We start from the raw sequence: 23,875 nt of genomic DNA on the forward strand, positions 1-23,875 counted from the left end.
GAGTCTGAATACATATACAACAGACAGACTAGGACATGGAGGAATGTGATGTGAAATGGTACCAATTAAAGGCGGAAGAAACAGCCCGCAAACTAGGAGTCGACCTTGAAAAGGGGCTTTCAAACCAAGAAGTTGAAAGTAGAAGAAGAAAAATGGGAGCAAACGTACTTGAAGATGAAAAACAGACTTCATTATTGCTGGTTTTTCTGAAACAATTTCAGGATTTCATGGTGTTGGTATTACTAGCCGCAACCCTCATATCCGGTTTGCTAGGAGAATATATTGATGCAATAGCTATCATGATCATCGTGTTGATCAATGGGTTGATCGGATTTTTCCAGGAACAGCGTGCTGAAAAATCACTTGCCAAGCTAAAAGAGCTCTCAGCACCGTTGGCTCATGTGAAAAGAGATGGGGAGTGGGTGAAAGTCCCGTCAAAGGACGTAGTCGTAGGTGATCTGATCAAAATTTCGAGTGGAGATCGTGTGCCGGCGGATGTGCGTCTGACTAAAGCGAGCAGTCTGGAGTTGGAGGAATCGGCATTGACAGGCGAGTCACTCCCTGTAGCTAAAATGGTCGACCCGCTCGGACAGCATCAGTTAGAGCCCCAGGATCAACGTAACATGTTGTTCATGGGAACACTTTCCAGTAGGGGCAGCGGTGAAGGAATAGTGGTCGGAACAGGTATGAATACCGCCATGGGTCAGATTGCCTCTTTATTAGTGAAAACGGAACAAATGGCGACCCCGTTGGAGAAAAAGCTCGCTGAATTGGGGAAATTGCTGATAATCATTGCCTTATTACTGACGCTGTTCGTTGTATTGATTGGAGTCTATCAGGGCCATCCGCTATATCAAATGTTCCTGGCAGGTGTATCTTTGGCAGTTGCAGCGATTCCGGAAGGGCTTCCGGCGATTGTTACGGTGGCATTGTCATTGGGAGTGCAGCGGATGATCAAACGGAAAGCGATCGTCCGGAAGCTTTCGGCTGTAGAAACATTAGGAAGTGCATCGGTCATCTGTTCAGATAAAACGGGTACTATGACGGAAAACCAGATGACGGTAAAAGAAATTTTCACCCCGGGCCACTGGTATCATATTACAGGAGAAGGATATGACACCAATGGGTCTTTCTACGAAAACGACAGGGAAACCCTTCCTGACCAACTCCGTTCAATGTTGCTATATGGTACATTGTGTAATCATGCATCCCTGGTACAGAGGAAAGGTAAATGGGGAGTTGATGGGGATCCGACAGAGGGCGCTATCCTGGTGGCCGGCCGCAAAGCAGGCATTACGGACGAAACGCTTGCTTCCTTCAAAATCATTAAAGAAATTCCGTTCGATTCGGACAGGAAGCGGATGACTGTTCTAGTCGAAGATGAAAAAGGAAACAGGTTTTCCATTACGAAAGGCGCTCCCGATGTTTTAATGGCCCGGACGGCATTTATAGTTGATGGTCAACGCAGGGCAATGAAAGCGGCTGATCAGACGAAAATCGAGCAGGCGGTTGCCGCGATGGCAGGAAAAGCGCTCAGGACAATCGCAATTGGTGTGAAATCAGTTCCTTCCGGTCAGACACCGGATGATTTCAGTCTGGAAAAGGATTTAACTTTACTTGGTGTAACCGGGATGATTGATCCCCCGCGAAGAGAAGTGAGAGGGGCAATAGCGGAGTGTAAACAGGCAGGAATAAAAACGGTGATGATCACTGGCGACCATGCCCTGACAGCCAGAGCGATAGCCCGGGATTTAAAACTCCTTCCTGCCGGTGGACAAGTGCTGGAAGGCAGTCAACTTAGCAACATGACAGAAGAGCAACTGAGCGATGTGATTGACGATGTATATGTGTTTGCCCGGGTGACCCCTGAGCATAAGTTGAAAATTGTGAAAGCATTCCAGAAAAAAGGACATGTCGTGGCGATGACTGGAGACGGAGTAAATGATGCTCCAGCGATAAAAGCGAGCGACATCGGTATCAGTATGGGAAACAGCGGAACAGATGTAGCAAAAGAAGCATCCGCACTCGTTTTGCTGGATGACAATTTCGCCACTATTAAATCTGCCATCAAGGAAGGGCGCAATATTTACGAGAACATCCGGAAATTTATCCGATACTTGCTCGCTTCCAATGTCGGGGAGATACTTGTAATGTTATTTGCGATGTTGTTGGCTTTGCCGTTACCACTCATACCTGTTCAAATTCTTTGGGTAAACCTGGTTACCGATGGCTTGCCTGCAATGGCCCTTGGTCTTGATCAGCCTGAGCAGGATGTCATGCGCAGAAAACCTCGAAGTCCCAGGGAAGGAATTTTTTCAAGAGGACTGGGGTTTAAAATCATCAGCAGGGGGTTGTTGATCGGCTTGGTGACACTGGTTGCCTTCATGACCGCCTATCAAGACAATCCTGATAACCTGCGGTATGCACAGACAATGGCTTTTACTACGCTGGTTATGGCTCAATTGATACATGTGTTTGATTGTCGTTCGGAGCGATCTGTCTTTTCACGGAATCCATTCCAGAACATTTATTTAGTCGGTGCGGTGATTTCTTCGATGTTGTTATTGCTAGTCGTATTATATTTTGAACCACTGCAGGAAGTGTTCCATACAATGGATCTGTCCTTGAAAGATTGGATCCTGATCCTCGCCTTATCAGCAATACCGACAGTAGTGTTCGGTTTCTCCAAAAAGTAAAAAAAACAAGACCCTGATGTTAAACGAGGTCACTGAAAAATTGAAGGTCTTTGAAAAGTAGAATTTAAAAAAAAGCGGTCTGTATGGAATTTAATTTCCATACAGACCGCTTTTTATCTAATTTCAAGTGATTTGTGCCCTCTATTCCTTCATTCGTTTAACGATTCGTTTCACATTAGCTGTGAAAATCGCCATCGCGCCTTGCATGCGCATGCCTTCGAGACCCGCAGATGAGGCCGTGCCCGCGGCAAGCATCCATCGATAAGCGATTCGGGAAAATCAACAACAAACTTTAAAATCTCTTCTAGGTTAGGTTAGAAAGGACTTTTTCAGTGGCCTCGGTTAAACAAGGGTCTTGTTTTCGTTTGTTGTATGGGATTGTCTCTCCTCTCTGTAACATTTTTCGTTTACCTGAACCGCGAAGCAGCTATAGAGGGGGATATATTCAATCGATACACCGGTATGAAATGATTGCTTGTTACGTGCTGCAGGTTGTTTTAAGAGAATTTCAATTGAATGCGAAGGTGTGTGTTTCTCTGTAAAATGATGGTTTGAAGCGCCGGGCTTTGCAAACGAAAAGGGAAACCTTCCTGCAAAAATGTCCTTTGTAAAAATAATTTTTAAGAGGGAAGAACCTGGTTGTATAGGTCAAAAGGGCTTAGTTGATAGGCAGAATCACCAAAGTTTGTTATGATGAACGAGGATTGTACAGATTGTTGGAATATTTCATCCATAGTATAAAGGCGGGATATCGATGGTCCGTAGTATGACAGGGTACGGTAGAGAGGTATGCACCATTGATCGAACGGGAATTACTGTAGAAATAAGAAGTGTCAATCATCGCTTTTTAGATATTTCGCTCAAAATTCCCCAGTCGCTTTTGTTTTTGGAAGGCACCATAAAAAAAGCGGTGAAGGGGTACTTCAGTCGGGGACGCGTCGAAGTGCACATTCATCTGGACGAGGAGGGTTTGATGAAGAGGAACCTATCCGTCGATTGGGAATTGATGGGTCAATACATAAATCATCTGAGAGAGATAAAAGAGAGGTATCATTTGTCTGGTGATATCCCTTTGGAATTGGCAGCCGGCCATGTTGAATTGTTCCGGATCGAAGAAGAAAGAAAGGAGCAAGGCGGTCTGTCAGAAGCTATCATTGAAACGATAGAAAGAGCCTGCGGCCTGGTTTGCGAGATGAGAAGCAAGGAAGGCGGTCAATTGGCAGAAGACATGCTCTTACGCATGGAAAACATTAAAAAACTGTCAAAATGGTTGGGAGAACGCAGAGATATTGTTATAATGGAGTATCGAGACAGGATAATCAACCGGATTCAGGGTTATTTAGACAAGGATGCCAAGGATGATACGAGAATTATTCAAGAAGCTGCCTTGCTTGCGGAGAAGGGGGATATCACAGAAGAGGTGACCAGGCTCTTAAGCCATGTCGACCAATTCCGGCTGACGATTCTACAACGGGAACCAGTCGGCAGGAAACTTGATTTTATCCTACAGGAAATGCTCCGGGAAACGAATACAATCGGCTCTAAATCAAACGATGTACAAATTAGCGAAAGGATAGTCGATTTGAAAAGTGAAATAGAAAAGGTGAAGGAACAAACACAAAACATTGAATAATCCTTCGGTAGTTTGAATATCGGTCTGAAAATCGAAAATTATGTCAGTCTGGGCGGAGAGCCTGGAATTTAGGGGGAACACATGGTGAGCTTGCGATTGATAAATATTGGGTTTGGCAATGTGGTGTCGGCGAATCGGATTATTTCGATTGTATCGCCTGAATCAGCACCAATCAAAAGAATCATCACGGTAGCGCGAGACAATAATAAGTTAGTGGATGCCACGTACGGACGTCGTACTCGGGCAGTTATCATTACAGACAGTGACCATGTTGTGTTGTCTGCTGTGCAGCCTGAAACTGTCGGGCAGCGGGTGATCAGTAACGATGAGATTTCGGATGAATAGGTAGGAGGAAGCGTTTTGATCAAAGAGAAAGGGATATTATTTATTTTGTCAGGTCCTTCTGGTGTAGGAAAAGGAACAGTCAGGAAGGCATTGTTTGACCGGGATACGGAATTGAAGTACTCCATTTCCATGACCACACGTGGAAAGCGTGAAGGTGAAGTGGAAGGAGTCGACTATTTTTACAAGTCCAGAGATGAATTCGAGGAATTGATCAATGGGAACAGACTGTTGGAATATGCGGAATACGTCGGCAACTATTATGGGACACCTCGAGATTATGTAGAGGAGACCCTGGAATCGGGGAAAGATGTCTTTTTGGAAATAGAAGTCCAAGGAGCACTTCAAGTAAAAGAAAACTTCCCGCAAGGGGTTTTTATCTTTTTGTTTCCTCCGAGCCTGGAAGAATTGGCAAATAGAATCATCAATAGAGGAACAGAAACAAAAGATATTGTGAATAACAGATTGACAGAAGCAAAAAAAGAAATCGAAATGATGGATGCGTACGATTATGTTGTGGTAAACGACCAAATCGAGAATGCAGTAGATAAAATTCAAGCTATTGTAAAGAGTGAGCATTGCAAACGCGATCGCGTAGCGAAACAATATAAAAAAGTACTGGAGGCTGAACTAGGATGATGTTAGAACCGTCAATCGACGCACTGCAGGAGAAAATCAATTCAAAATACACGTTGGTGACATTATCTGCACGGCGGGCAAGGCAAATGCAGGAAACGAAAAGTTACATGGTAGATAAGCCTAAATCAAATAAGTACGTAGGTATTGCCTTGGAAGAGATTCAGAATGAAAAGCTCACTTTCAGCCGGGAAGAGGAATAGGCAGTAATCCATCCCGGTATGTTATCAGTTTTTCTTCCTGTCAGGAGGAAACCACAACCCGCCCTTGCTGCGTTCCGGCTGCAAGGGCTTCCTTTTTTTCAAGACAGAGCACTGCTGTGATTAGCGAGGAAGACCACTTATGGAAAACTTGCTGTATCAACACCTTGCTTTCATTGATGAAAAAGAAAAGGACAAGAATGTCGAGTAATCGATCTGTTAAAATGGATCAGCACAATGTGTTGCATGAAAGGGGATAACCATAATGGTTAAGGGGAAGAAAATCGTATTGGGTGTCACAGGCGGTATTGCTGCATACAAGGCATGCACACTTACAAGCCGGCTGACCCAGGCAGGTGCCGATGTGAAGGTGATTATGACAGATAGTGCTGTCAAATTTGTCTCACCATTGACTTTTCAGGCGCTTTCACGAAATCCTGTCTTTACGGATACTTTCGATGAAAAAGATCCGGCGAAAATCGCACACATAGATCTGGCCGACTGGGCAGATCTAGTATTGATAGCACCTGCTACCGCCAACATAATCGGGAAAATGGCAAATGGACTGGCGGATGATATGCTGTCCACGATAATGCTGGCTACACAAGCTCCTGTTTACATTGCTCCTGCCATGAATGTCCACATGTATGCCCATCCGGCGGTTGTTGACAATATGAAAAAGCTGGAAGGTTGGGGATATAGGTTCATAGAACCAGGGGATGGTCTGCTTGCATGCGGTTATGTAGGAAAAGGGCGTCTTGAGGAACCGGACGCGATTGTCGAAGTACTAAAAAATGATCTGGAGCGACAAACCGTTGCACCGATTTTGAAAGGCAAACGGGTCTTGGTTTCGGCTGGACCGACAAAAGAAAAAATCGATCCGGTACGTTACTTCACCAATCATTCATCAGGGAAAATGGGCTTTGCCATCGCCGGCGAAGCGGCAAAAATGGGGGCGGAGGTGACATTGGTATCTGGACCAGTGAGCCTGGACACCCCTTCTGGCGTTCACAGAATTGATGTAGAAACAGCTGAGCAAATGTATCGGGCAATGATGGATCAGTTTGATGGAAAAGATATCGTCATTAAAGCTGCAGCTGTCGCTGACTATCGTCCGGCGACTTCCTATGATGACAAAATGAAAAAGAAACCAGGCAACTGGACTATCGAAATGGAAAGAACCGCAGATATCCTGAAAGAGTTAGGAAAAAGGAAACAGGATCAGTACCTGGTGGGATTTGCCGCAGAAACAGCAAATCCATTGCAATACGGGAGAAAAAAACTAGAAGCGAAAAATCTGGATGCTATTGTCGTCAACAATATCAAAACAAAAGGTGCAGGATTCGGAACAGATACCAATGAAGTTACCTATATTAACAACCTGGGTTTAGAAAAAACGATAGAACTTGCCGGAAAAACCGAAGTGGCCGGTCAAATACTCGATTTGATTTCTACAGCATTGAAGGATGAGAGCCGGTGAACATTGCCAAAGTAGTAGTAGATGTACCAGCTAGTCAAACCAATCGTTTATTCGACTATCTAGTTCCGAACCACCTCATCGGCACTGTCCGCCCCGGTATGCGCGTTGTCGTGCCGTTTGGTCCCAGGAAAATCATGGGGTTTGTCTTGGAATTGACAGACCGGTCTGATTTTGACAAGCTGAAAAAAATAAGCGATGTAATGGATGTCATCCCCGTGTTGACGCCGGAACTGTTGGAGCTTGGAAAATGGATATCGGAAAAGACGCTCAGTTTTTATATTTCTGCTTACCAGGCTATGCTGCCGCAGGTTTTGAAAGCAAAATACAAGAAAGAATTGCTGCGGTTGACAAACGAAGAACTGCCCGATCTTTTAGAGGAAATCTTTGCCCATCGCGACACCCTGGCTTATGAAGAGTTTATGGAAAGGCAGGGAAATCTGGCGGCATTACAAAAAGCGATACAGGAAGGGCTGATTGAAGTCCGGTATCTGGTGAAATCCAGAGAAACAAAAAAAACAGAAACGATGATCAAAGCTACAAGGGACTCCATGGAATTGGAAGCTGCGATAGCGGAGCTTCCTCCGCAGGCTTCCAAGCAAAAAGAAATCCTTTCCTATATGGCCGAAGTTTCAGAACCCGTAAGTCAGAAAAAACTGTGTTCCTCACTGCATACAACTAGAGCACCCATCAAACAGCTAATCGAGAGGGGATTGCTCACTGACTACCAGGAGGAAATTTATCGAAACCCTTACGAGGATGAAAATTACCAACGGACGTTTCCTTTACAACTGACAGAAGAACAAGCTGATGCCATTGCTCCGATTCAACAAGACATCGCCGAAGATGAGCATGATGTATTTTTGTTGCATGGGGTTACCGGAAGCGGAAAAACAGAAGTTTATCTTCAATCAATTCAAAAAGTGATAGAAAAAGGGAAAGAGGCAATCGTATTGGTACCAGAAATAGCCCTTACACCGCAGACAGTACAGCGGTTTAAGGGACGGTTCGGCTCTAACGTGGCTGTGCTTCACAGTGCGCTTTCAGCAGGTGAGAAGTTTGACGAATGGCGAAAGATCCAACGTAAAGAAGTGCAAGTTGTCGTCGGCGCTCGCTCGGCTGTGTTCGCTCCTTTCGAAAATCTCGGGATCATTATCATCGATGAGGAACATGAAACAAGTTACAAACAGGAAGATCATCCCAGGTATCATGCCAGAGATGTCGCCATTTTCCGGGGCGCCCACCACAACTGTCCTGTAGTCCTTGGAAGTGCGACACCGCTGCTGGAAACCTATGCCCGTGCTCAGAAAGGCGTTTATCAGTTGCTGACCTTGAGCAAGCGGATGAACAATGCAAGCATGCCAACCGTGGATTTAGTGGATATGCGCCAAGAACTCCACGCGGGAAATCGGTCGATGTTTTCCATGAGGTTGAAAGAAGCGATAGAAGATAGACTGGAGAAAAAAGAGCAAGTTGTCCTGTTTTTAAACAGGCGTGGTTACTCGACCTTTGTGATGTGTCGTGATTGCGGGCATGTTGTCGAGTGCCCTCACTGTGATATAGCACTGACCTATCACCGCAAAAATGAAAGGTTGAAATGTCATTACTGCTCTCATGAAGAACCGATGCCCGTTCAGTGTCCGTCCTGTCAAAGCGAAACCATCCGTTATTTTGGAACCGGGACTCAAAAGGTAGAGGAATCTTTGACCAAACTAATTCCTCAAGCACGGATCATCAGAATGGATGTAGATACTACCAGAAAGAAAGGGGCACACGAAAAGCTGTTGAATCAGTTTGGCAACGGTGAAGCAGATATTTTGCTCGGAACGCAAATGATTGCAAAAGGACTGGATTTTGCCAATGTCACGCTAGTAGGTGTACTGGCTGCTGATTCGTTGCTCCATCTCCCGGATTTCCGTGCCGCCGAGAAAACATTTCAACTTTTGACTCAGGTCAGCGGCAGGGCTGGTCGACATACTTTACCTGGAGAAGTGGTCGTCCAGACCTATACACCGGAACATTACAGTGTCGAGCTGGCCAGCCAGTATGACTATCCAAGCTTCTACCGAAAAGAAATGGAGATGCGCAGAGCTTTTCATTATCCGCCATATTTTTTCTTGACCTTGATAACAGTCTCACATCCAAACCAGGTGAAAGCAATTGAAGTCACTAAGAAAATCACACTGCTGTTGAATAATGCGTTATCTCCTCAAACTTCGATTTTGGGGCCTACACCTTCACCACTGACAAGGATCAAAGATAGATATCGTTATCAATGCATGATAAAATACAGAAATGAACCAGGCCTAGGTAAGTCTATCCGGAAAATTCTAGCAATGTTCGAAGAAGAAATCAGACAAAATGATTTATTGATCAACGTAGATATGCAACCCTATCAATTAATGTAGAGAGGAGACTTACATGAAACGGATAATTTTTATGGGTACTCCGGATTTCGCTGTTCCAGTCTTGAGGCAGCTTGTCGAGGACGGTTATCAAGTTGTCTTGGCTGTGACACAGCCGGATCGCCCAAAAGGAAGAAAAAAAGTGATGACACCCCCACCGGTAAAAGTGGAGGCGGAAAGCCTCGGGATTCCCGTCTATCAACCGGAGAAAATAAAAAACGAGTACCAATATGTGCTGGACCAGGACCCAGACTTGATTGTGACGGCTGCTTTTGGGCAAATTTTGCCGAAACCCCTTTTGGATTATCCAGCCTATGGTTGCATCAATGTCCATGCCTCGTTACTGCCTGAACTGCGTGGTGGAGCGCCGATCCAGTATGCTATACTTCAAGGCAAAACAGAGACGGGAATAACCATCATGTACATGGCAGAGAAGCTGGATGCCGGTGCAATATTGACACAAAGCAAAGTGTCCATCGACAGGGAAGATCACGTCGGAACGCTTCATGACAAGCTCTCGGAAACCGGCGCCCGATTGTTGAGCGACACTATGCCAAAGCTCTTGGCAGGCGAGTTGCAAGCAGTTGAACAAGATGAAACGAAAGCGACCTTCGCTCCGAATATTAAACGGGGCGATGAAAAGATCGACTGGACAAAATCAATGATCGAGATTTACAACCAGATACGTGGTTTACACCCATGGCCAGTTGCTTTCACCACCTATGACAATCACATCATGAAAATATGGTGGGCGGAACCGGTCGACAGGTCTTTCGATGGCGAACCAGGCGAAATTGTCGATTTAACCGACGACGGCATGTTTGTGCTATGTGGCGACAAGCAGGCTGTAAAAGTGACCAGCTTGCAGCCCGCCGGAAAAAAACGTATGGATACAGGAGACTTTCTCAGGGGGACTGGCAGCAATATCAAGTGCGGGGACAAGTTAGGAGAAGAAAATGGCTAAATATCAATTGCGAATAACTGCCCTCGAAATTTTGGTAAGGGTGGGAGAGAAGGGTGGATTCAGCCATTTACTGATCGACCAGGCCATACGAAAGCAAAAATTCGATCAGAGGGATGAAGCCTTGCTTACAGAAATCGTTTATGGGACTATACAACGCAAACTCACACTGGCTTATTTTTTGGATCATTTTCTGGACAGCAGAAAAAAAGTCGATGGCTGGGTAAGATGGTTGTTATATATGTCGATGTACCAGATGAACTACTTAAACAAAGTCCCGGATCATGCCATCATCCATGAGTCAGTCGAAATTGCCAAACAAAAAGGGCATAAAGGTATTTCTTCCTTTGTCAATGGTATCCTGCGAAGTGTGCAACGAAATGGTTTTCCCGATTTGACAGAAATCGAAGACCAGTCAAAAAAGCTTTCCGTCGAGACGAGCCATCCATTATGGCTTGTAGAGCGTTGGATCCACATGTACGGGTTCGATACTACAGAAAAAATGTGCCACTCCAACCTGCAGCATAAACCGATCAGTGTTCGTGTTCAACCATTAAAAATATCCAGGGAAGAAGCACTGAACCGATTGGAGGAAGAAGGATATCAGGCAGAGTCATCGATTTTTTCTCCACAAGGAATCAATGTATTGTCGGGAAACGTACTGAAAAGCAGCTTATTCCAAACAGGGATGCTTACTGTTCAAGACCAGACCTCGATGTTGGCAGCGGAAGTTCTGTCTGCCGGTCCGGAAATGATTGTCCTCGATGCATGCAGTGCACCAGGAGGAAAAACGACCCACATTGCAGAAAAAATGAACAACCGTGGAGAAGTCCATGCCTACGATCTTCATAGCAAGAAGGCAAAGCTCGTATCGAAACGGGCAATGGAATTGGATTTGACGATTGTCGAAGCAAAACAAGCGGATTCGAGGCAATTGGCGGAAGTGTATGAACCGGAACATTTTGACCGGATACTGCTGGATGCTCCCTGCTCCGGTTTAGGAGTATTGCGCGGCAAGCCGGACATCAAATACCATAAAAATCTGAATGATATCGAAACTTTGTCGGTCATTCAGCGTGAATTGTTGGAAAAGGTGTCCGCTTTGTTAAAAAAAGGTGGTAAACTGGTATATAGTACGTGTACTGTTGATAAAGCTGAAAATGAAGCTGTGATAAAAGAGTTTTTAGCTGGTCATGAAGAATTTCAAATCGACAGGGAATTTGTTGAAGAACTGCCTCGAGATTTAAAAAATGGGGACGGTCTCAGTGAATGGGGGCTTCAAATTTTCCCTTACGAGTATGGTACAGACGGATTCTTTTTAACAAGACTTACAAAGAAGTAATCGATAAAAACTGGTTGCACGTTAGCTAATCGAGCAAACGAAGTTATGCTTGAGGAGAGAAGGTGAGCGAATGAACGGTTATTATTCGACCGATCAAGGGAAAGTCAGGGCGCACAACGAAGATGCCGGCGGCTATTTCAGCAACGCGGGCGGTCAAGGGTTGGCTGTGATAGCAGATGGCATGGGGGGCCATAAAGCCGGCGATGTGGCAAGTCAAATGGCGACCTCCTTGCTAAGCGATATATGGAAAGAAACAGCTGAACTTGCTTCTCCGGAAGATGCCGAGTCATGGCTGGACGACACGCTGTTGCGAGTCAATCAATCTATTTTGGATTATTCCCGTGGCCATGAAGAATGTGAGGGGATGGGAACGACCATAGTGGCTGTTATCTGTGCCCAAGATTTCATTACGATAGCCCATGTAGGAGATAGTAGATGTTACCTGATAAACGAACAGGGGTTTAAACAGGTTACCGAAGACCATTCATTGGTCAACGAATTAGTCCGTTCCGGCCAAATCTCGAAGGATGATGCTGAACATCATCCAAGGAAAAATGTTTTATTGAAAGCTCTTGGAACAGAAGAGAGCGTTCAGGCTGACATTCAGTCGATTGGATGGGACAAGGGGGATAAGTTGCTCCTTTGCTCTGATGGTTTGACAAATAAATTGAGTGATGAGGAATTAGAAGGAGTGTTGAGCAGCTCCGAAGTTCTTCAAGATTCTGCCCGGCAATTGATCGATATGGCCAATGAACGAGGCGGGGAGGACAATATTTCCGTGGTACTGGTGGATTATGATTCATCGGGAGAAGGTGAATCATAGTGCTGAACGGGAGAATTTTGAATGAAAGATATAAAATAAAGCAAACGATCGGTGGCGGAGGAATGGCAAATGTCTACCTTGCCAGGGACATCATCCTTGAGCGGGATGTTGCCATCAAGGTGTTGCGGCTGGAATATGCCAATGATGACGAATTTATTGCAAGGTTCCATCGGGAGGCACATTCGGCAACAAGCCTTTCCCACCCGAACATCGTCAATATTTATGACGTCGGGGAAGAAGAAGGCATTTATTATATGGTAATGGAATATGTAGATGGGATGACGCTGAAAAAATACATACAAACGTATGGCCCTATCGCTGTCGATGAAGCTATAACCATTATGAAACAAGTCACGTCTGCGATTACCCACGCCCATGCCAATGATATTGTGCATCGTGATATCAAGCCGCAGAATATCCTGATCGACAGTTATGGAAATGTGAAAGTTACGGATTTCGGCATTGCCGTTGCGTTGAGTGCCACTTCATTGACGCAGACCAATTCCGTGCTTGGTTCGGTCCATTATTTGTCACCGGAACAGGCGCGAGGGGGAATGGCAAATAAAAAATCAGATATATACTCGCTGGGAATCGTCCTGTTTGAACTTTTGACCGGTCGATTGCCTTTTTCTGGTCAATCGGCAGTTTCCATCGCTTTGAAGCACTTACAGAGTGAAACGCCGTCTGTGAAAAGATGGGAGCCTGACATACCACAAAGTGTCGAGAACATCGTTTTGAAATCAACTACAAAGGACCCCTTCTATCGTTATGAAACGGTGCATGAAATGGAAGAAGATTTGGAAACAGCTCTGGACCCGGAAAGAATGGATGAGGAAATATTCAAGACGCCAGACGAAAACGGGGAAGAAACAAAAGCGATTCCAATCATTACAGAGGACACATTCCAAACAAAATCCACGGAAGAAACCATCGTGCACGACAATACGAAAAACAACGGTGCAAAAGATAAAAAGAATAAGAAGCAGAAAAAGAATAAAAAGCGAAAACGCAAAAAGACTCTCATATGGGTTGCCATTTGCATGTTTGTCCTTTTGGGCGGCATAATTGCGGCTTTGTTTTTCATACCAGGCCTTCTGCAGCCCAAAGATGTTGAATTAATCGATGTAAGCGGAATGGAATACGAAGAAGCTTTAAGCAAGCTGGATGATCTTAATTTGGAAGTGGAACGTGAAGCCATGTTTTCGGATGAAGTTCCTGAAGGAAGTGTCATCAGCACCGATCCGGAAGCGGGAACGACCGTAAAAGAAGGGTCCACAGTGACCGTCTTTACAAGTGACGGGAAGGAAAAAGTTACTTTTGATGATTATATCGGCAGGGATTTCAGTCAAGTGGAAAGTCTGCTGGAACAGTCCGGTTATAAAAATATCAATGCATATGAAAAGTTTTCCGATAGACCAGTTGGTGAGATTATCACACAGATACAACCTCAGCCGGATGCAGAAGTAGTGCCGGATGAAACGAATGTCATTTTTGAAATAAGCAAAGGTCCAGAAACTGTTACATTGCCATCCTATGAAGGGATGACTGAATCAGAGGCACGAGAAGCCATTGAAGACGAGGGGCTGCGGGTGGCTGTTTCGGAAGAGCATTCTGAAGATGTGAAAGAAGGAAATGTCATTCGCCAGAAACCGGAACCATATAGTGATGTCACGCTGGAATCTGAAGTGGAAATTTTCGTCTCCACTGGTCCGGAAGAAAAGCCGCCGATTAACCATTCCGTTACTTTTACTGTGCCTTATACAGGAGATGAATCGATTCCGGACGACGAACAACAGGAAGAAAAGCCTGAACAGGAAGTGAGGATCTATGTCGGTGATCTGGATCGTGATATCACAGAACTCTTTAAAGAGGAAACGATAACGGAAGATACAGAGTTCACAATCAAACTGACGATTCCTCCAGGAGAGGATGCGGAATACCGCGTCATGCGAGATGATGAAATGATAATCGAGAAAACAGTTCCATATGAGGACGGGGAAGGTGACTAAATGACAGCGGGCAAGATCATAAAGGCATTGAGCGGCTTTTATTATGTGAAAGCAGAAAACGGCGATGTATTCCAATGCCGCGGCAGAGGGGTTTTTCGGAAAAACAAAATCAATCCTCTGGTTGGGGATATGGTGGAATTCGAGGAAAGCAATCCTGGAGAAGGGTATGTCGTGGATATCCAACCGAGAAAGAATGAACTGGTAAGGCCGCCAGTAGCTAATATTGATCAAGCTATCATTGTGGTTTCCGCGGTAAAACCCGATTTTAGCACACTTTTGCTCGATCGTTTTCTTGTGTTGATAGAGTCTAAACATATCCAGCCGATCATTCTTATATCCAAAATGGATATGCTTGATCAGCAAAAAACGGCAGTTATTGAACGCTATCGAGAGGATTACCAAAAAATAGGATACTTTGTCCAGCCGGTTTCCTCGAAACAGGAGGAAGGCTTGGCCAGTGTGGAAAAGATGATCACAGGAAAAATATCCGTGATTGCCGGACAGTCCGGTGTAGGGAAGTCTTCTTTCCTAAATGCGGTAAATCCATGTCTTAATTTGGAAACAAATGAAATCTCGGAAAGTCTCGGTCGGGGCAAACACACCACTAGACATGTTGAATTGGTAGAAATAAACAATGGGTTGGTGGCAGATACGCCTGGGTTCAGTTCGCTGGATTTCACAGAAATCGAGCTGGAGGATCTCCCCGACAGCTTCCCGGAAATGAGAAAAAGACAGGGGGACTGTAAATTCCGGGGATGCATGCATTTCAAAGAGCCTAAATGTGCAGTGAAAGCTGCTGTGGAGGCAAATGAAATTCCGGAGTACAGGTATCAACATTACTTGCAATTTATAGAAGAAATTCAGAATAGAAAGCCGAGGTACTAACTAATGAGCGTGAAAATAGCACCATCGATTTTATCAGCGGATTTCGCAAAATTGAAGGAAGAGATAGAAGAGGTTGAAGCTGCAGGTGCCGACTATATCCACGTGGATGTGATGGATGGTCATTATGTTCCGAATATCACAATAGGTCCACTGGTCGTAGATGCAATCCGGCCCGTTACAAGCCTGCCGCTTGACGTCCATTTAATGATCGAGCAGCCTGAACAGTATATCCAGGCCTTTGCAGATGCCGGGGCGGATATTCTCACTGTGCATCAGGAGACGTGCACCCATTTGCACCGTACACTGCAACTGATAAAGAAAGCCGATGTGAAAGCAGGAGTCGTTATCAATCCAGCTACACCCGCGGATTTTATCAAGCCAGTCTTGCAACATGTAGACCTCGTATTATTGATGACCGTTAATCCAGGTTTTGGAGGCCAAAGCTTTATATCCGAAGTTTTGGAAAAAGTGAAGACGATTTCGGAATGGCGAAAAGAAATGAATTTGGATTTTGAAATCGAAGTGGATGGAGGAGTAAATGCTGAAACAGCAGCCGATTGTGTAAATGCAGGAGCGGATGTGCTCGTGGCAGGAAGTGCGGTTTTCTCAAAAGAAGATAGACGACAAGCGATCCAAGAAATAAGAAATTCCTGCTAAGAAAGCTCGTTATACCGTGTTGCAGCCCGAAAAAAGCTTATTGTTTTCTTCAATAAGACAAGGGCTTGAACTCTGGACGGGAGGGTGCAGAAGCTGTACTGCGGCAGGCATGACCTGTTTATAAACTACTGGAAGATCCAGAGGAAATCCGAACGAGTACTCGAAAAAATCGAACTCGTTCGATTTTCTTATGCGTCTCCATATAACTTGAAACATTTACCGTTGACGGAAGAAGCCTTGCGATAAAGAGTTGGTGGAGTGGAAATCACATCATCAGATGTTACAGATGATCTTTAAATAGCAGACAGGAGCGCTGAAAAGCAATCATCAAACAACAGGGTGAAAGAAAATATCGGAATATAGTTCCTTTAGTTTTCCCTTACATAACCACCAGAATGCATGTAGTCGTTCTTTTTCTATCCTGCCATGAGGCAGTGTCGGGATGTTCGGAAGGTTGGGCGGCAATCAGCAATTTTCACTGCAAAGGAGAAAAGTATTGTATGGCAATTGGAATCGTAGGAGGGGGTCCTGAAAGCTATGTCCCCGACTTGAAAGCATATCCGGATGTGACATGTTGGATCGGAGCCGATAAAGGGGCTGTTACACTCATTCAACAAGGTATGAGTCCTGATTTGGCTTTAGGTGATTTTGATTCCGTCACAAAGGAAGAATTGAAGATGATACGGGCTTATGCCAGGGAAGTGAAAGTTTTCCCGCCTGAAAAGGATGAGACCGATTTGGAGCTGGCGGTACTGGAAGCGCTCCAACGGAAAGGTTCATCCATTTACTTCTTTGGCGTGACCGGCGGACGACTGGACCACAGCTTGGCCAATGTACAGCAACTATACAGGTTGGAAAAACAAAACATCCAGGGAACAATCATCGATAAAGGAAACAAAATTTCCCTTGCTTTTCCGGGAACCATTCAAGTCAGGAAAGACAATATGTACCCTTATATTTCTTTTCTGCCCTTTACACACAGCGTCAGCGAATTAACTTTGCAACATTTCTACTATCCATTGGAAAGTGGATACTTGGAGTGGGGATCCACCTTATGCATGTCCAACCAGCTTCTTTCAGAAAAAGGTACTTTTTCTTTCAGTGAAGGCATATTAATGATTATAAAGAGCCGTGATGTACTTATAGATGAATAAAGTCATATACTGTACAAAGTGACTGCGCAGCCATCCGGAAAAGAGGAGGGGGATTTCATGAAGTTCTATACCTTTAAACTCCCGAGGTTCATAGGAGGATTTGTCCGAGCACTCATCGGTACCATTAAAAAAGATTGAGCAGTTGAACAGTAACGTCTGTAGCTCATTATGGAAAAAGCAAAAAGCACCCGGACAGGGTGCTTTTTGCTTTCAACCATTTTAATAATGCATGCGTTCTGCAGAACGCATGCATTACTGAATGTCTACATTATACGCGTTCAACTTTACCAGATTTCAATGCACGAGCAGAAACATATACACGTTTCGGCTTGCCATCTACCATAATGCGCACTTTTTGAACATTCGCTTTCCAATTACGTTTATTCGCGTTCATGGCATGAGAACGGGTATTACCTGAACGAGTTGTACGACCTGTAACAACACATTTACGTCCCATGTTTATCCCTCCTAAAACCGTAAATATCTTCACATACTTATACAATTTATCATATGCCATCGAATAATGCAATTATTGTTTTCTCGCAATATCAAGAAAATCAGCTTGACAGATGGTTTGTTTTCGTCCATTGTATAAAGGGGTTTGTATAATGTGAAACTGCTTTCATCTGGCTTATGTTATAATAAAATTACTTTAGACTTTTAGAAACAAGGAGGAGTCATGATGTCCATTGAACTCACGACAAAGGATGGTCACGTAACGATAACCAATGATGTTGTCTCCACCGTAGCTGGAGGAGCGGCAATTGAATGCTATGGCATTGTTGGCATGGCCTCTAAAAACCAACTTAGAGATGGATTGGCGGAAATTCTTCGAAAAGAAAACTTTTCCCGGGGTGTTGTAGTAAGGCAGGATGGGGAAAATCTTCATATAGATATGTACATTATTGTCAGCTACGGAACAAAAATTTCCGAAGTAGCCCATAATGTCCAATCACAGGTGAAATACACACTCGACAAGACATTGGGATTGTCAGTCAATTCGGTAAACATTTACATCCAGGGCGTGCGGGTGACGATTGATTGAAAAGAGTATATTGCTGTGGATAATCCACGTACTTAAAAAGAAAGGCAGGTAACCAGCCGGACAATTGGAAGGTTGGACAGCTGTCCAGTTAGTTGATAGAAGGAGGAAGTTTTAGTGACGGTACGGACAATAGACGGTGCTGCTTTTGCCCAAATGGTATTGGCGGGATCTCAGCACCTGACGAATAATGCGAAAATGATTGATTCTCTCAATGTATTTCCTGTACCAGACGGAGATACAGGGACAAATATGAATTTATCGATGACCTCTGGGGCGAATGAGGTTAAAAACACCGATTCGGATCAAGCTGGGGAAATCGCCCAGGCATTGTCCAAGGGATTATTGATGGGGGCGAGGGGCAACTCAGGGGTTATCCTTTCTCAACTGTTCCGGGGATTCGCCAAAGGCATAGAAGGAAAAGCTTTGTTGGATGCCGCTGCATTTGCGGAAGGTTTAGAAATGGGTGTCAAAACAGCCTATAAAGCAGTAATGAAGCCGGTTGAAGGAACAATATTGACAGTTGCCAAAGATGCAGCAGCTAAGGCGACGGAGGCAGCGCCGGCCGCTGAAGACATGACGGAATTTCTGGAAGAAGTGTTGGACGAAGCGAAAGCATCTCTGAAGCGGACGCCTGAACTGCTTCCTGTCCTGAAAGAAGTCGGAGTAGTGGACAGCGGCGGTCAGGGATTGGTAACTATCTATGAAGGGATGCTTGCCTCCTTGAAAGGAGAAGAACTTCCAGAATCCACTGGGTCCACCGTCGATTTAGATGACTTGGTGAATGCCGAGCATCACAAAATGGCGCAGGATTTCATGGATACAGAGGATATCACCTTTGGATATTGTACCGAATTCATGGTAAAACTCGAAGAAGAAAAAATGAAGGACCACCCGTTCGATGAAGAAACCTTCCGTAATGAATTAGGGGAACACGGCGATTCCCTTTTGGTCGTGTCTGATGAGGAAATCGTCAAGGTTCACATTCACGCTGAATACCCGGGAGAAGTTTTGACACTTGGTCAACGGTTTGGCAGCTTGATTAATTTGAAAATTGAAAACATGAGGGAACAACATACTTCGATTGTCGGCGAGAAAAAGAAACGGAAGCATACCGATGGGCCGGCTGAATATGGAATTGTGTCGGTGGCCATGGGAAATGGACTCAAAGCATTGCTGGAAAGTCTGGGGGCAACGGTTGTCATTCAAGGCGGACAGACGATGAACCCAAGTACACAAGATATTGCCGATGCCATTAAACAAGCAAATGCACGGAATGTGATTGTTCTGCCAAATAACAAAAACATTGTCATGGCAGCAGAACAGGCCGCCGATCTTGCGGAAGAAAATGTAGCTGTCGTAGCCACGAAAACCATCCCGCAAGGCATGAGTTCGTTGTTGGCCTTTCATCCGGATGCTACACTCGAACAAAATCAGACAAACATGTTGGAAGCAAGCAAACATGTAAAAACCGGCCAGGTAACCTATGCTGTAAGGGATACGCAAATCGATGGCCTTTCTATCGAGAACGGTAGTTTTATGGGCCTTGCGGATGGAAAAATCAAATCCACGAATAAGGACAAGCTTAAAACGGTACAGGATTTGCTGCATGAAATGATAGACGAAGACGATGAAATTGTCACCATTTTGCAGGGAGAAGACGCTGACCAGGAAGAAGTGGAAGCTCTTGAAACCTTTTTAGCAGAGAACTTTGAAGATTTAGAAGTCGAGATTCATGAAGGTGATCAACCTATATATGCATTTATCATAGCGGTCGAATAAAAAAGCAAAGCCCTCCCCTCGTTTGGGAGAGGGCTTTTTTTGCCCGTTGCCAAGCTGTGCTACAACTTGGCCGGAAACCGTCTGTCAACGGTTTTATTACGGATAATTGGCTGGTATTCGTAAGCGGAAGCCTTTACAATAAAAGGGGAAGGAGATGGAAGTATGAAATACAAATCTGTGTTTGATATCATCGGCCCGGTAATGGTTGGTCCATCCAGTTCGCACACTGCAGGTGCCGCCCGGATCGGAAGAGCTGCAAGAAATTTGTTCGGAAGGGAACCTGCGTGGGCGGAAATACATCTCTATGGATCGTTCGCCAAGACATATAAAGGCCATGGGACAGATGTAGCTATTGTTGGTGGTTTATTGGACTATGATACGGACGATCAGCGTATAGGCAAATCGATCGAAACGGCGGAAAAAAAGGGAATGAAAATTTCCTTTCACGAGGATGAAGCTGCCACAGAACACCCTAATACCGCCCGGATCAAAATCGGTGACGGCGAGGGAGACCTAGAACTTGTAGGCATTTCCATAGGCGGGGGAAAGGCCGAGATAACAGAATTGAATGGCTTCGAGTTGAATTTGTCCGGGAACCATCCCGCTATTCTTGTGATGCACAACGACCGTCATGGTGCGATTGCTTCCGTAACACAGATACTTGCCAAACATGAGATCAACATCGGTCGGATGGAAGTTTCGCGTAAGGATGTTGGGAAAGAGGCACTCATGGTCATTGAAGTGGACCAAAACGTAGAAGAAACGGTAATGCGTGAATTGGAAAATGCTTCGCATATTCTTCAATTGTCTAAAATCATAGATTGATAGAGCAGGTCTGTATTTGCGAAGCAGTCAAACGCAGTTATCAACAGAGAGGAGTTTTACATGTGTTCCGAAATGCTGCTGAACTAGTCGAAATTGCAGAAAACGAAAACATTAAAATTTCAGAAGTGATGATACGTCAGGAAATGGACGTAAAAGATAAAACTAGGGAAGAAGTTTTCGCCCAAATGGAAACAAACCTGTCGGTCATGGAAAAAGCTGTGGAAGAAGGACTCCAAGGAGTAAAGTCTCATTCTGGTCTGACTGGCGGAGATGCTGTCCTCTTGCAAAAGTACCTTCAGGAAAAGCAACCGTTATCTGGAGAGCTTCTTTTGGATGCAGTGAGCAAGGCGGTTGCTACTAACGAGGTTAACGCAGCAATGGGCACCATATGCGCCACACCGACTGCCGGAAGTGCAGGCTGTGTACCGGGTACCCTGTTCGCTGTTAAAAACCGTCTTCATCCAACAAGGGAAGAAATGATACGTTATCTCTTTACGGCTGGCGCATTCGGCTTTGTCGTAGCCAACAACGCTTCTATATCGGGAGCCGCAGGCGGATGTCAAGCCGAAGTGGGTTCTGCGGCTGCCATGGCGGCCGCGGCAATCGTGGAAATGGCAGGAGGCACCCCGCAACAAAGTGCCGATGCGTTTGCTATTACGTTGAAAAACATGCTTGGGCTGGTTTGCGATCCAGTTGCCGGCCTTGTAGAAGTTCCCTGCGTAAAACGAAATGCAGCGGGTGCGTCCAATGCAATCGTATCTGCGGATATGGCATTGGCGGGAGTTACGAGCCGGATACCGTGTGATGAAGTGATCGGTGCGATGTATCGGATAGGCAGAGCTATGCCTTCGGCTCATAGAGAAACGGCTGAAGGCGGATTGGCTGCCACTCCTACCGGCCGTGCGCTGGAAGCCAAGATATACGGAATTCCTATGAAGAAAGAGTGAATACCTTGTTGAATGACCCGGTAACAAATGTGAAAGGAATCGGAGAAAAGTTGGGGCAAGGGTTGAACAGCTTAGGGATTCACACTATAGAAGATCTGCTGTTTTACTTTCCTTCCCGGTACGACGTATATGAAATAAAACCGCTAAGTGAACTGTTGCACAATGACAAGGTAACCATCGAGGGAGAGGTGATCAGTGAACCTTCCCTTGCTTTTTATGGAAAAAGAAAGTCGCGTCTTTCATTTAATTTACAAGTAGAACATGTGACAGTCAAAGCTGTCATGTTCAATCGATCGTTTGCCAAGAAGCAATTGCAGGTCGGAGATCTAGTGACGGTGACAGGAAAGTGGGATCAACATCGCCTGCAAATAACTGTCAGTAATTACAAGAAGGGCAGTGCAAAAAGCGACGCAAAAATACAACCAGTCTATGCCCTGAAAAGTGATGTTTCCAACCTTCAGATCAAAAAGGCTGTCACTACAGCACTATCTCAATTTCAGGATAGTCTCCAGGAGATTTTGCCTCAGGACTATTTGTCTGCATATAAACTTCCAGGCCGCTTGGAAGCCGTGAAGCAAATGCACTTTCCTGATAACCACCAGGTCTTGAAACATGCTAGAAGGCGGTTCACGTATGAGGAGTTTTTGCTTTTTCAATTGAAAATGCAGCTGCTCAGGAAGCGTAAGCGGGAATCCACGCATGGAAACAGCCTCGAGTATGAAAAAGGAGCCGTGGATGAATTTGTCGAACGACTCCCTTTCCGGCTAACCGCCGCCCAAATTCGTTCACTTGAAGAAATCTTGAAGGACTTGCAATCCCCATACCGGATGAACCGTTTGTTGCAGGGGGATGTCGGTTCCGGGAAAACCGCTGTTGCGGCCATTGCCTTGTATGCTGCAATTACTGCAGGGAAACAGGGGGCGTTAATGGTCCCGACGGAAATTCTGGCCGAACAACATTTTCAATCCTTGACAGAATTGTTTGCCGATCAGGCAACTGTTGTATTGCTGACTGGCTCTGTCAAAGGAAAGAGAAGAAAGCAAATTCTGCAAGAAATCGCCGCGAAAAAAGCGGATATCATAGTCGGTACGCATGCTTTGATCCAGGACGAGGTTCACTTCAGGGACCTTGGCCTTGTCATAGTCGATGAACAGCATCGGTTCGGTGTGGAACAAAGACGCATTTTGAGGGATAAAGGACTTCATCCCGACGTTTTGTTCATGACTGCGACCCCTATTCCGCGCACTTTGGCTATCACGGCTTTTGGTGACATGGATGTGTCCATTATCGATGAGATGCCGTCAGGAAGAAAGCAGGTTGAAACTTACTGGGTAAAAGAAAACATGCTCGACAGAGTCTTGCAATTCATCCAAAAAGAAGTCGACAACGGTCACCAGGCATATGTTATTTGTCCTCTGATCGAAGAGTCTGACAAATTGGACATTCAAAATGCCGTCGAACTTTATGAGCAATTAAAAGAGATTTATGCTCCAAAAACCAATGTCGGCTTGATGCATGGCAGGCTTCCTTCCGACGAAAAAGAGGAGGTCATGCGGGAGTTTGCTGTCAATGACATTCAAGTGTTAGTCTCCACCACTGTAGTGGAAGTAGGGGTAAATGTGCCCAACGCAAGTGTCATGGTCATTTATGATGCTGAAAGGTTTGGGTTATCCCAACTTCACCAGCTGAGAGGGCGTGTGGGCAGAGGAGAAGCCCAGAGTTACTGTATTTTAGTGGCCGATCCAAAAGGAGAGGTCGGAAAAGAGCGGATGAAAATCATGACCGAAACGGCAAACGGCTTTGAGTTGTCGGAAGAAGACCTGAAACTCCGTGGCCCCGGTGACTTTTTCGGCAAAAAACAAAGCGGAATACCTGAATTCAGAGTCGCTGACATGGTCCATGATTACCGGGCGTTGGAAACAGCAAGAATGGACGCACAAAAAATCCTGGAATCAGGTTCACTTGATGAAGACCCGCAATTCAAACAGCTTGCCATGCAAGTATATAACGATAAAATCGTCAAGGGAGAAACCCTCGACTGAGGACCAGTTGATCAGGT

General features: G+C 45.1%; 21 protein-coding genes. 20 read left to right on the top strand and 1 reads right to left on the bottom strand.

Translation table 11 applies throughout. The features are described from left to right. The first annotated feature begins 50 nt into the window (after nucleotides 1-50). The 15 genes from F6X55_RS06820 to spoVM all read left to right on the top strand — a co-directional run bounded on the left by F6X55_RS06820 (nucleotide 51) and on the right by spoVM (nucleotide 17,358). Nucleotides 51-2,696, top strand: a complete 2,646-nt coding sequence (locus F6X55_RS06820; protein WP_153462528.1) for a calcium-translocating P-type ATPase, SERCA-type — start codon at nucleotides 51-53, stop codon at nucleotides 2,694-2,696. Between the two features lie 754 nt (nucleotides 2,697-3,450). Then, nucleotides 3,451-4,329 (top strand): YicC/YloC family endoribonuclease, encoded by an 879-nt coding sequence (locus F6X55_RS06825; RefSeq protein WP_153462530.1) that lies wholly within the window; start codon nucleotides 3,451-3,453, stop codon nucleotides 4,327-4,329. Nucleotides 4,330-4,413: 84 nt separating this feature from the next. After that, entirely contained in the window at nucleotides 4,414-4,674 is a 261-nt protein-coding gene (gene remA / locus F6X55_RS06830; RefSeq protein WP_026570417.1) for an extracellular matrix/biofilm regulator RemA, read from the top strand. A 15-nt stretch (nucleotides 4,675-4,689) separates the two neighbouring features. Beyond that, the gene (gene gmk, locus F6X55_RS06835) at nucleotides 4,690-5,310 is read left to right on the top strand and encodes a guanylate kinase (protein ID WP_026570416.1); all 621 of its coding nucleotides are present in this window, start codon (nucleotides 4,690-4,692) and stop codon (nucleotides 5,308-5,310) included. Further along, nucleotides 5,307-5,510 carry a DNA-directed RNA polymerase subunit omega gene (rpoZ, locus tag F6X55_RS06840; protein ID WP_081704521.1) on the top strand — a complete coding sequence of 68 codons (204 nt, stop codon included), beginning with the start codon at nucleotides 5,307-5,309 and terminating at the stop codon, nucleotides 5,508-5,510. Before gmk ends, rpoZ begins: the two co-directional genes overlap by 4 nt. Nucleotides 5,511-5,772: 262 nt before the next feature. Next, complete coding sequence (gene coaBC / locus F6X55_RS06845; protein ID WP_026771380.1) at nucleotides 5,773-6,987, top strand: bifunctional phosphopantothenoylcysteine decarboxylase/phosphopantothenate--cysteine ligase CoaBC; 1,215 nt, start codon at nucleotides 5,773-5,775, stop codon at nucleotides 6,985-6,987. After that, the gene (priA, locus tag F6X55_RS06850) at nucleotides 6,984-9,392 is read left to right on the top strand and encodes a primosomal protein N' (protein ID WP_153462532.1); all 2,409 of its coding nucleotides are present in this window, start codon (nucleotides 6,984-6,986) and stop codon (nucleotides 9,390-9,392) included. The genes coaBC and priA overlap by 4 nt, the downstream gene beginning before the upstream one ends. Before the next feature lie 13 nt (nucleotides 9,393-9,405). Next, complete coding sequence (gene fmt, locus F6X55_RS06855; RefSeq protein ID WP_026570412.1) at nucleotides 9,406-10,353, top strand: methionyl-tRNA formyltransferase; 948 nt, start codon at nucleotides 9,406-9,408, stop codon at nucleotides 10,351-10,353. Then, nucleotides 10,346-11,692 (top strand): 16S rRNA (cytosine(967)-C(5))-methyltransferase RsmB, encoded by a 1,347-nt coding sequence (rsmB, locus tag F6X55_RS06860; protein WP_026570411.1) that lies wholly within the window; start codon nucleotides 10,346-10,348, stop codon nucleotides 11,690-11,692. The genes fmt and rsmB overlap by 8 nt, the downstream gene beginning before the upstream one ends. A 70-nt stretch (nucleotides 11,693-11,762) precedes the next feature. Further along, complete coding sequence (locus tag F6X55_RS06865) at nucleotides 11,763-12,515, top strand: Stp1/IreP family PP2C-type Ser/Thr phosphatase (RefSeq protein ID WP_026570410.1); 753 nt, start codon at nucleotides 11,763-11,765, stop codon at nucleotides 12,513-12,515. Beyond that, on the top strand, nucleotides 12,515-14,524 hold the full coding sequence (gene pknB / locus F6X55_RS06870) for a Stk1 family PASTA domain-containing Ser/Thr kinase (protein WP_026570409.1): 2,010 nt from the start codon (nucleotides 12,515-12,517) through the stop codon (nucleotides 14,522-14,524). The genes F6X55_RS06865 and pknB overlap by 1 nt, the downstream gene beginning before the upstream one ends. Continuing rightward, complete coding sequence (gene rsgA / locus F6X55_RS06875; protein WP_153462534.1) at nucleotides 14,525-15,409, top strand: ribosome small subunit-dependent GTPase A; 885 nt, start codon at nucleotides 14,525-14,527, stop codon at nucleotides 15,407-15,409. Between the two features lie 3 nt (nucleotides 15,410-15,412). Further along, nucleotides 15,413-16,066: a ribulose-phosphate 3-epimerase gene (rpe, locus tag F6X55_RS06880; RefSeq protein WP_026570407.1), complete on the top strand. Its 654-nt coding sequence runs from the start codon at nucleotides 15,413-15,415 to the stop codon at nucleotides 16,064-16,066. Nucleotides 16,067-16,566: 500 nt separating this feature from the next. Next, nucleotides 16,567-17,220 (top strand): thiamine diphosphokinase, encoded by a 654-nt coding sequence (locus tag F6X55_RS06885; RefSeq protein ID WP_026570406.1) that lies wholly within the window; start codon nucleotides 16,567-16,569, stop codon nucleotides 17,218-17,220. A gap of 57 nt (nucleotides 17,221-17,277) precedes the next feature. Beyond that, nucleotides 17,278-17,358 (top strand): stage V sporulation protein SpoVM, encoded by an 81-nt coding sequence (gene spoVM / locus F6X55_RS06890; protein ID WP_035426727.1) that lies wholly within the window; start codon nucleotides 17,278-17,280, stop codon nucleotides 17,356-17,358. A gap of 130 nt (nucleotides 17,359-17,488) precedes the next feature. Here spoVM and rpmB read toward each other — a convergent pair whose 3' ends face one another. Next, nucleotides 17,489-17,677, bottom strand: coding sequence for a 50S ribosomal protein L28 (rpmB, locus tag F6X55_RS06895; RefSeq protein ID WP_026570405.1), 189 nt, complete (start codon nucleotides 17,675-17,677; stop codon nucleotides 17,489-17,491). A 225-nt stretch (nucleotides 17,678-17,902) separates the two neighbouring features. Between rpmB and F6X55_RS06900 the strand changes: the two genes are divergently transcribed. The 5 genes from F6X55_RS06900 to recG all read left to right on the top strand — a co-directional run bounded on the left by F6X55_RS06900 (nucleotide 17,903) and on the right by recG (nucleotide 23,858). Then, nucleotides 17,903-18,265, top strand: a complete 363-nt coding sequence (locus tag F6X55_RS06900; RefSeq protein ID WP_026570404.1) for an Asp23/Gls24 family envelope stress response protein — start codon at nucleotides 17,903-17,905, stop codon at nucleotides 18,263-18,265. A 114-nt stretch (nucleotides 18,266-18,379) separates the two neighbouring features. Next, entirely contained in the window at nucleotides 18,380-20,044 is a 1,665-nt protein-coding gene (locus tag F6X55_RS06905) for a DAK2 domain-containing protein (RefSeq protein WP_202616117.1), read from the top strand. Between the two features lie 162 nt (nucleotides 20,045-20,206). After that, complete coding sequence (gene sdaAB, locus F6X55_RS06910; RefSeq protein WP_026570402.1) at nucleotides 20,207-20,869, top strand: L-serine ammonia-lyase, iron-sulfur-dependent subunit beta; 663 nt, start codon at nucleotides 20,207-20,209, stop codon at nucleotides 20,867-20,869. Between the two features lie 62 nt (nucleotides 20,870-20,931). Beyond that, entirely contained in the window at nucleotides 20,932-21,816 is an 885-nt protein-coding gene (gene sdaAA, locus F6X55_RS06915; protein WP_026570401.1) for an L-serine ammonia-lyase, iron-sulfur-dependent, subunit alpha, read from the top strand. Nucleotides 21,817-21,821: 5 nt separating this feature from the next. After that, nucleotides 21,822-23,858: an ATP-dependent DNA helicase RecG gene (recG, locus tag F6X55_RS06920; protein ID WP_026570400.1), complete on the top strand. Its 2,037-nt coding sequence runs from the start codon at nucleotides 21,822-21,824 to the stop codon at nucleotides 23,856-23,858. Nucleotides 23,859-23,875 lie beyond the last annotated feature (17 nt).

This window comes from Sediminibacillus terrae (genome assembly GCF_009602435.1).
Taxonomy (GTDB): Bacteria; Bacillota; Bacilli; order Bacillales; family Amphibacillaceae; genus Sediminibacillus; species Sediminibacillus terrae.

What these genes read in the sequence shown, in the direction of transcription:
- F6X55_RS06825 (WP_153462530.1), top strand. Translation starts at nt 3,451, where the DNA reads ATGGTCCGTAGTATGACAGGGTACGGTAGAGAGGTATGCACCATTGAT.
- rpoZ (WP_081704521.1), top strand. Translation starts at nt 5,307, where the DNA reads ATGATGTTAGAACCGTCAATCGACGCACTGCAGGAGAAAATCAATTCA.
- coaBC (WP_026771380.1), top strand. Translation starts at nt 5,773, where the DNA reads ATGGTTAAGGGGAAGAAAATCGTATTGGGTGTCACAGGCGGTATTGCT.
- fmt (WP_026570412.1), top strand. Translation starts at nt 9,406, where the DNA reads ATGAAACGGATAATTTTTATGGGTACTCCGGATTTCGCTGTTCCAGTC.
- rsmB (WP_026570411.1), top strand. Translation starts at nt 10,346, where the DNA reads ATGGCTAAATATCAATTGCGAATAACTGCCCTCGAAATTTTGGTAAGG.
- F6X55_RS06865 (WP_026570410.1), top strand. Translation starts at nt 11,763, where the DNA reads ATGAACGGTTATTATTCGACCGATCAAGGGAAAGTCAGGGCGCACAAC.
- rsgA (WP_153462534.1), top strand. Translation starts at nt 14,525, where the DNA reads ATGACAGCGGGCAAGATCATAAAGGCATTGAGCGGCTTTTATTATGTG.
- rpe (WP_026570407.1), top strand. Translation starts at nt 15,413, where the DNA reads ATGAGCGTGAAAATAGCACCATCGATTTTATCAGCGGATTTCGCAAAA.
- F6X55_RS06885 (WP_026570406.1), top strand. Translation starts at nt 16,567, where the DNA reads ATGGCAATTGGAATCGTAGGAGGGGGTCCTGAAAGCTATGTCCCCGAC.
- spoVM (WP_035426727.1), top strand. Translation starts at nt 17,278, where the DNA reads ATGAAGTTCTATACCTTTAAACTCCCGAGGTTCATAGGAGGATTTGTC.
- rpmB (WP_026570405.1), bottom strand. Translation starts at nt 17,677, where the DNA reads ATGGGACGTAAATGTGTTGTTACAGGTCGTACAACTCGTTCAGGTAAT.
- F6X55_RS06900 (WP_026570404.1), top strand. Translation starts at nt 17,903, where the DNA reads ATGTCCATTGAACTCACGACAAAGGATGGTCACGTAACGATAACCAAT.
- sdaAB (WP_026570402.1), top strand. Translation starts at nt 20,207, where the DNA reads ATGAAATACAAATCTGTGTTTGATATCATCGGCCCGGTAATGGTTGGT.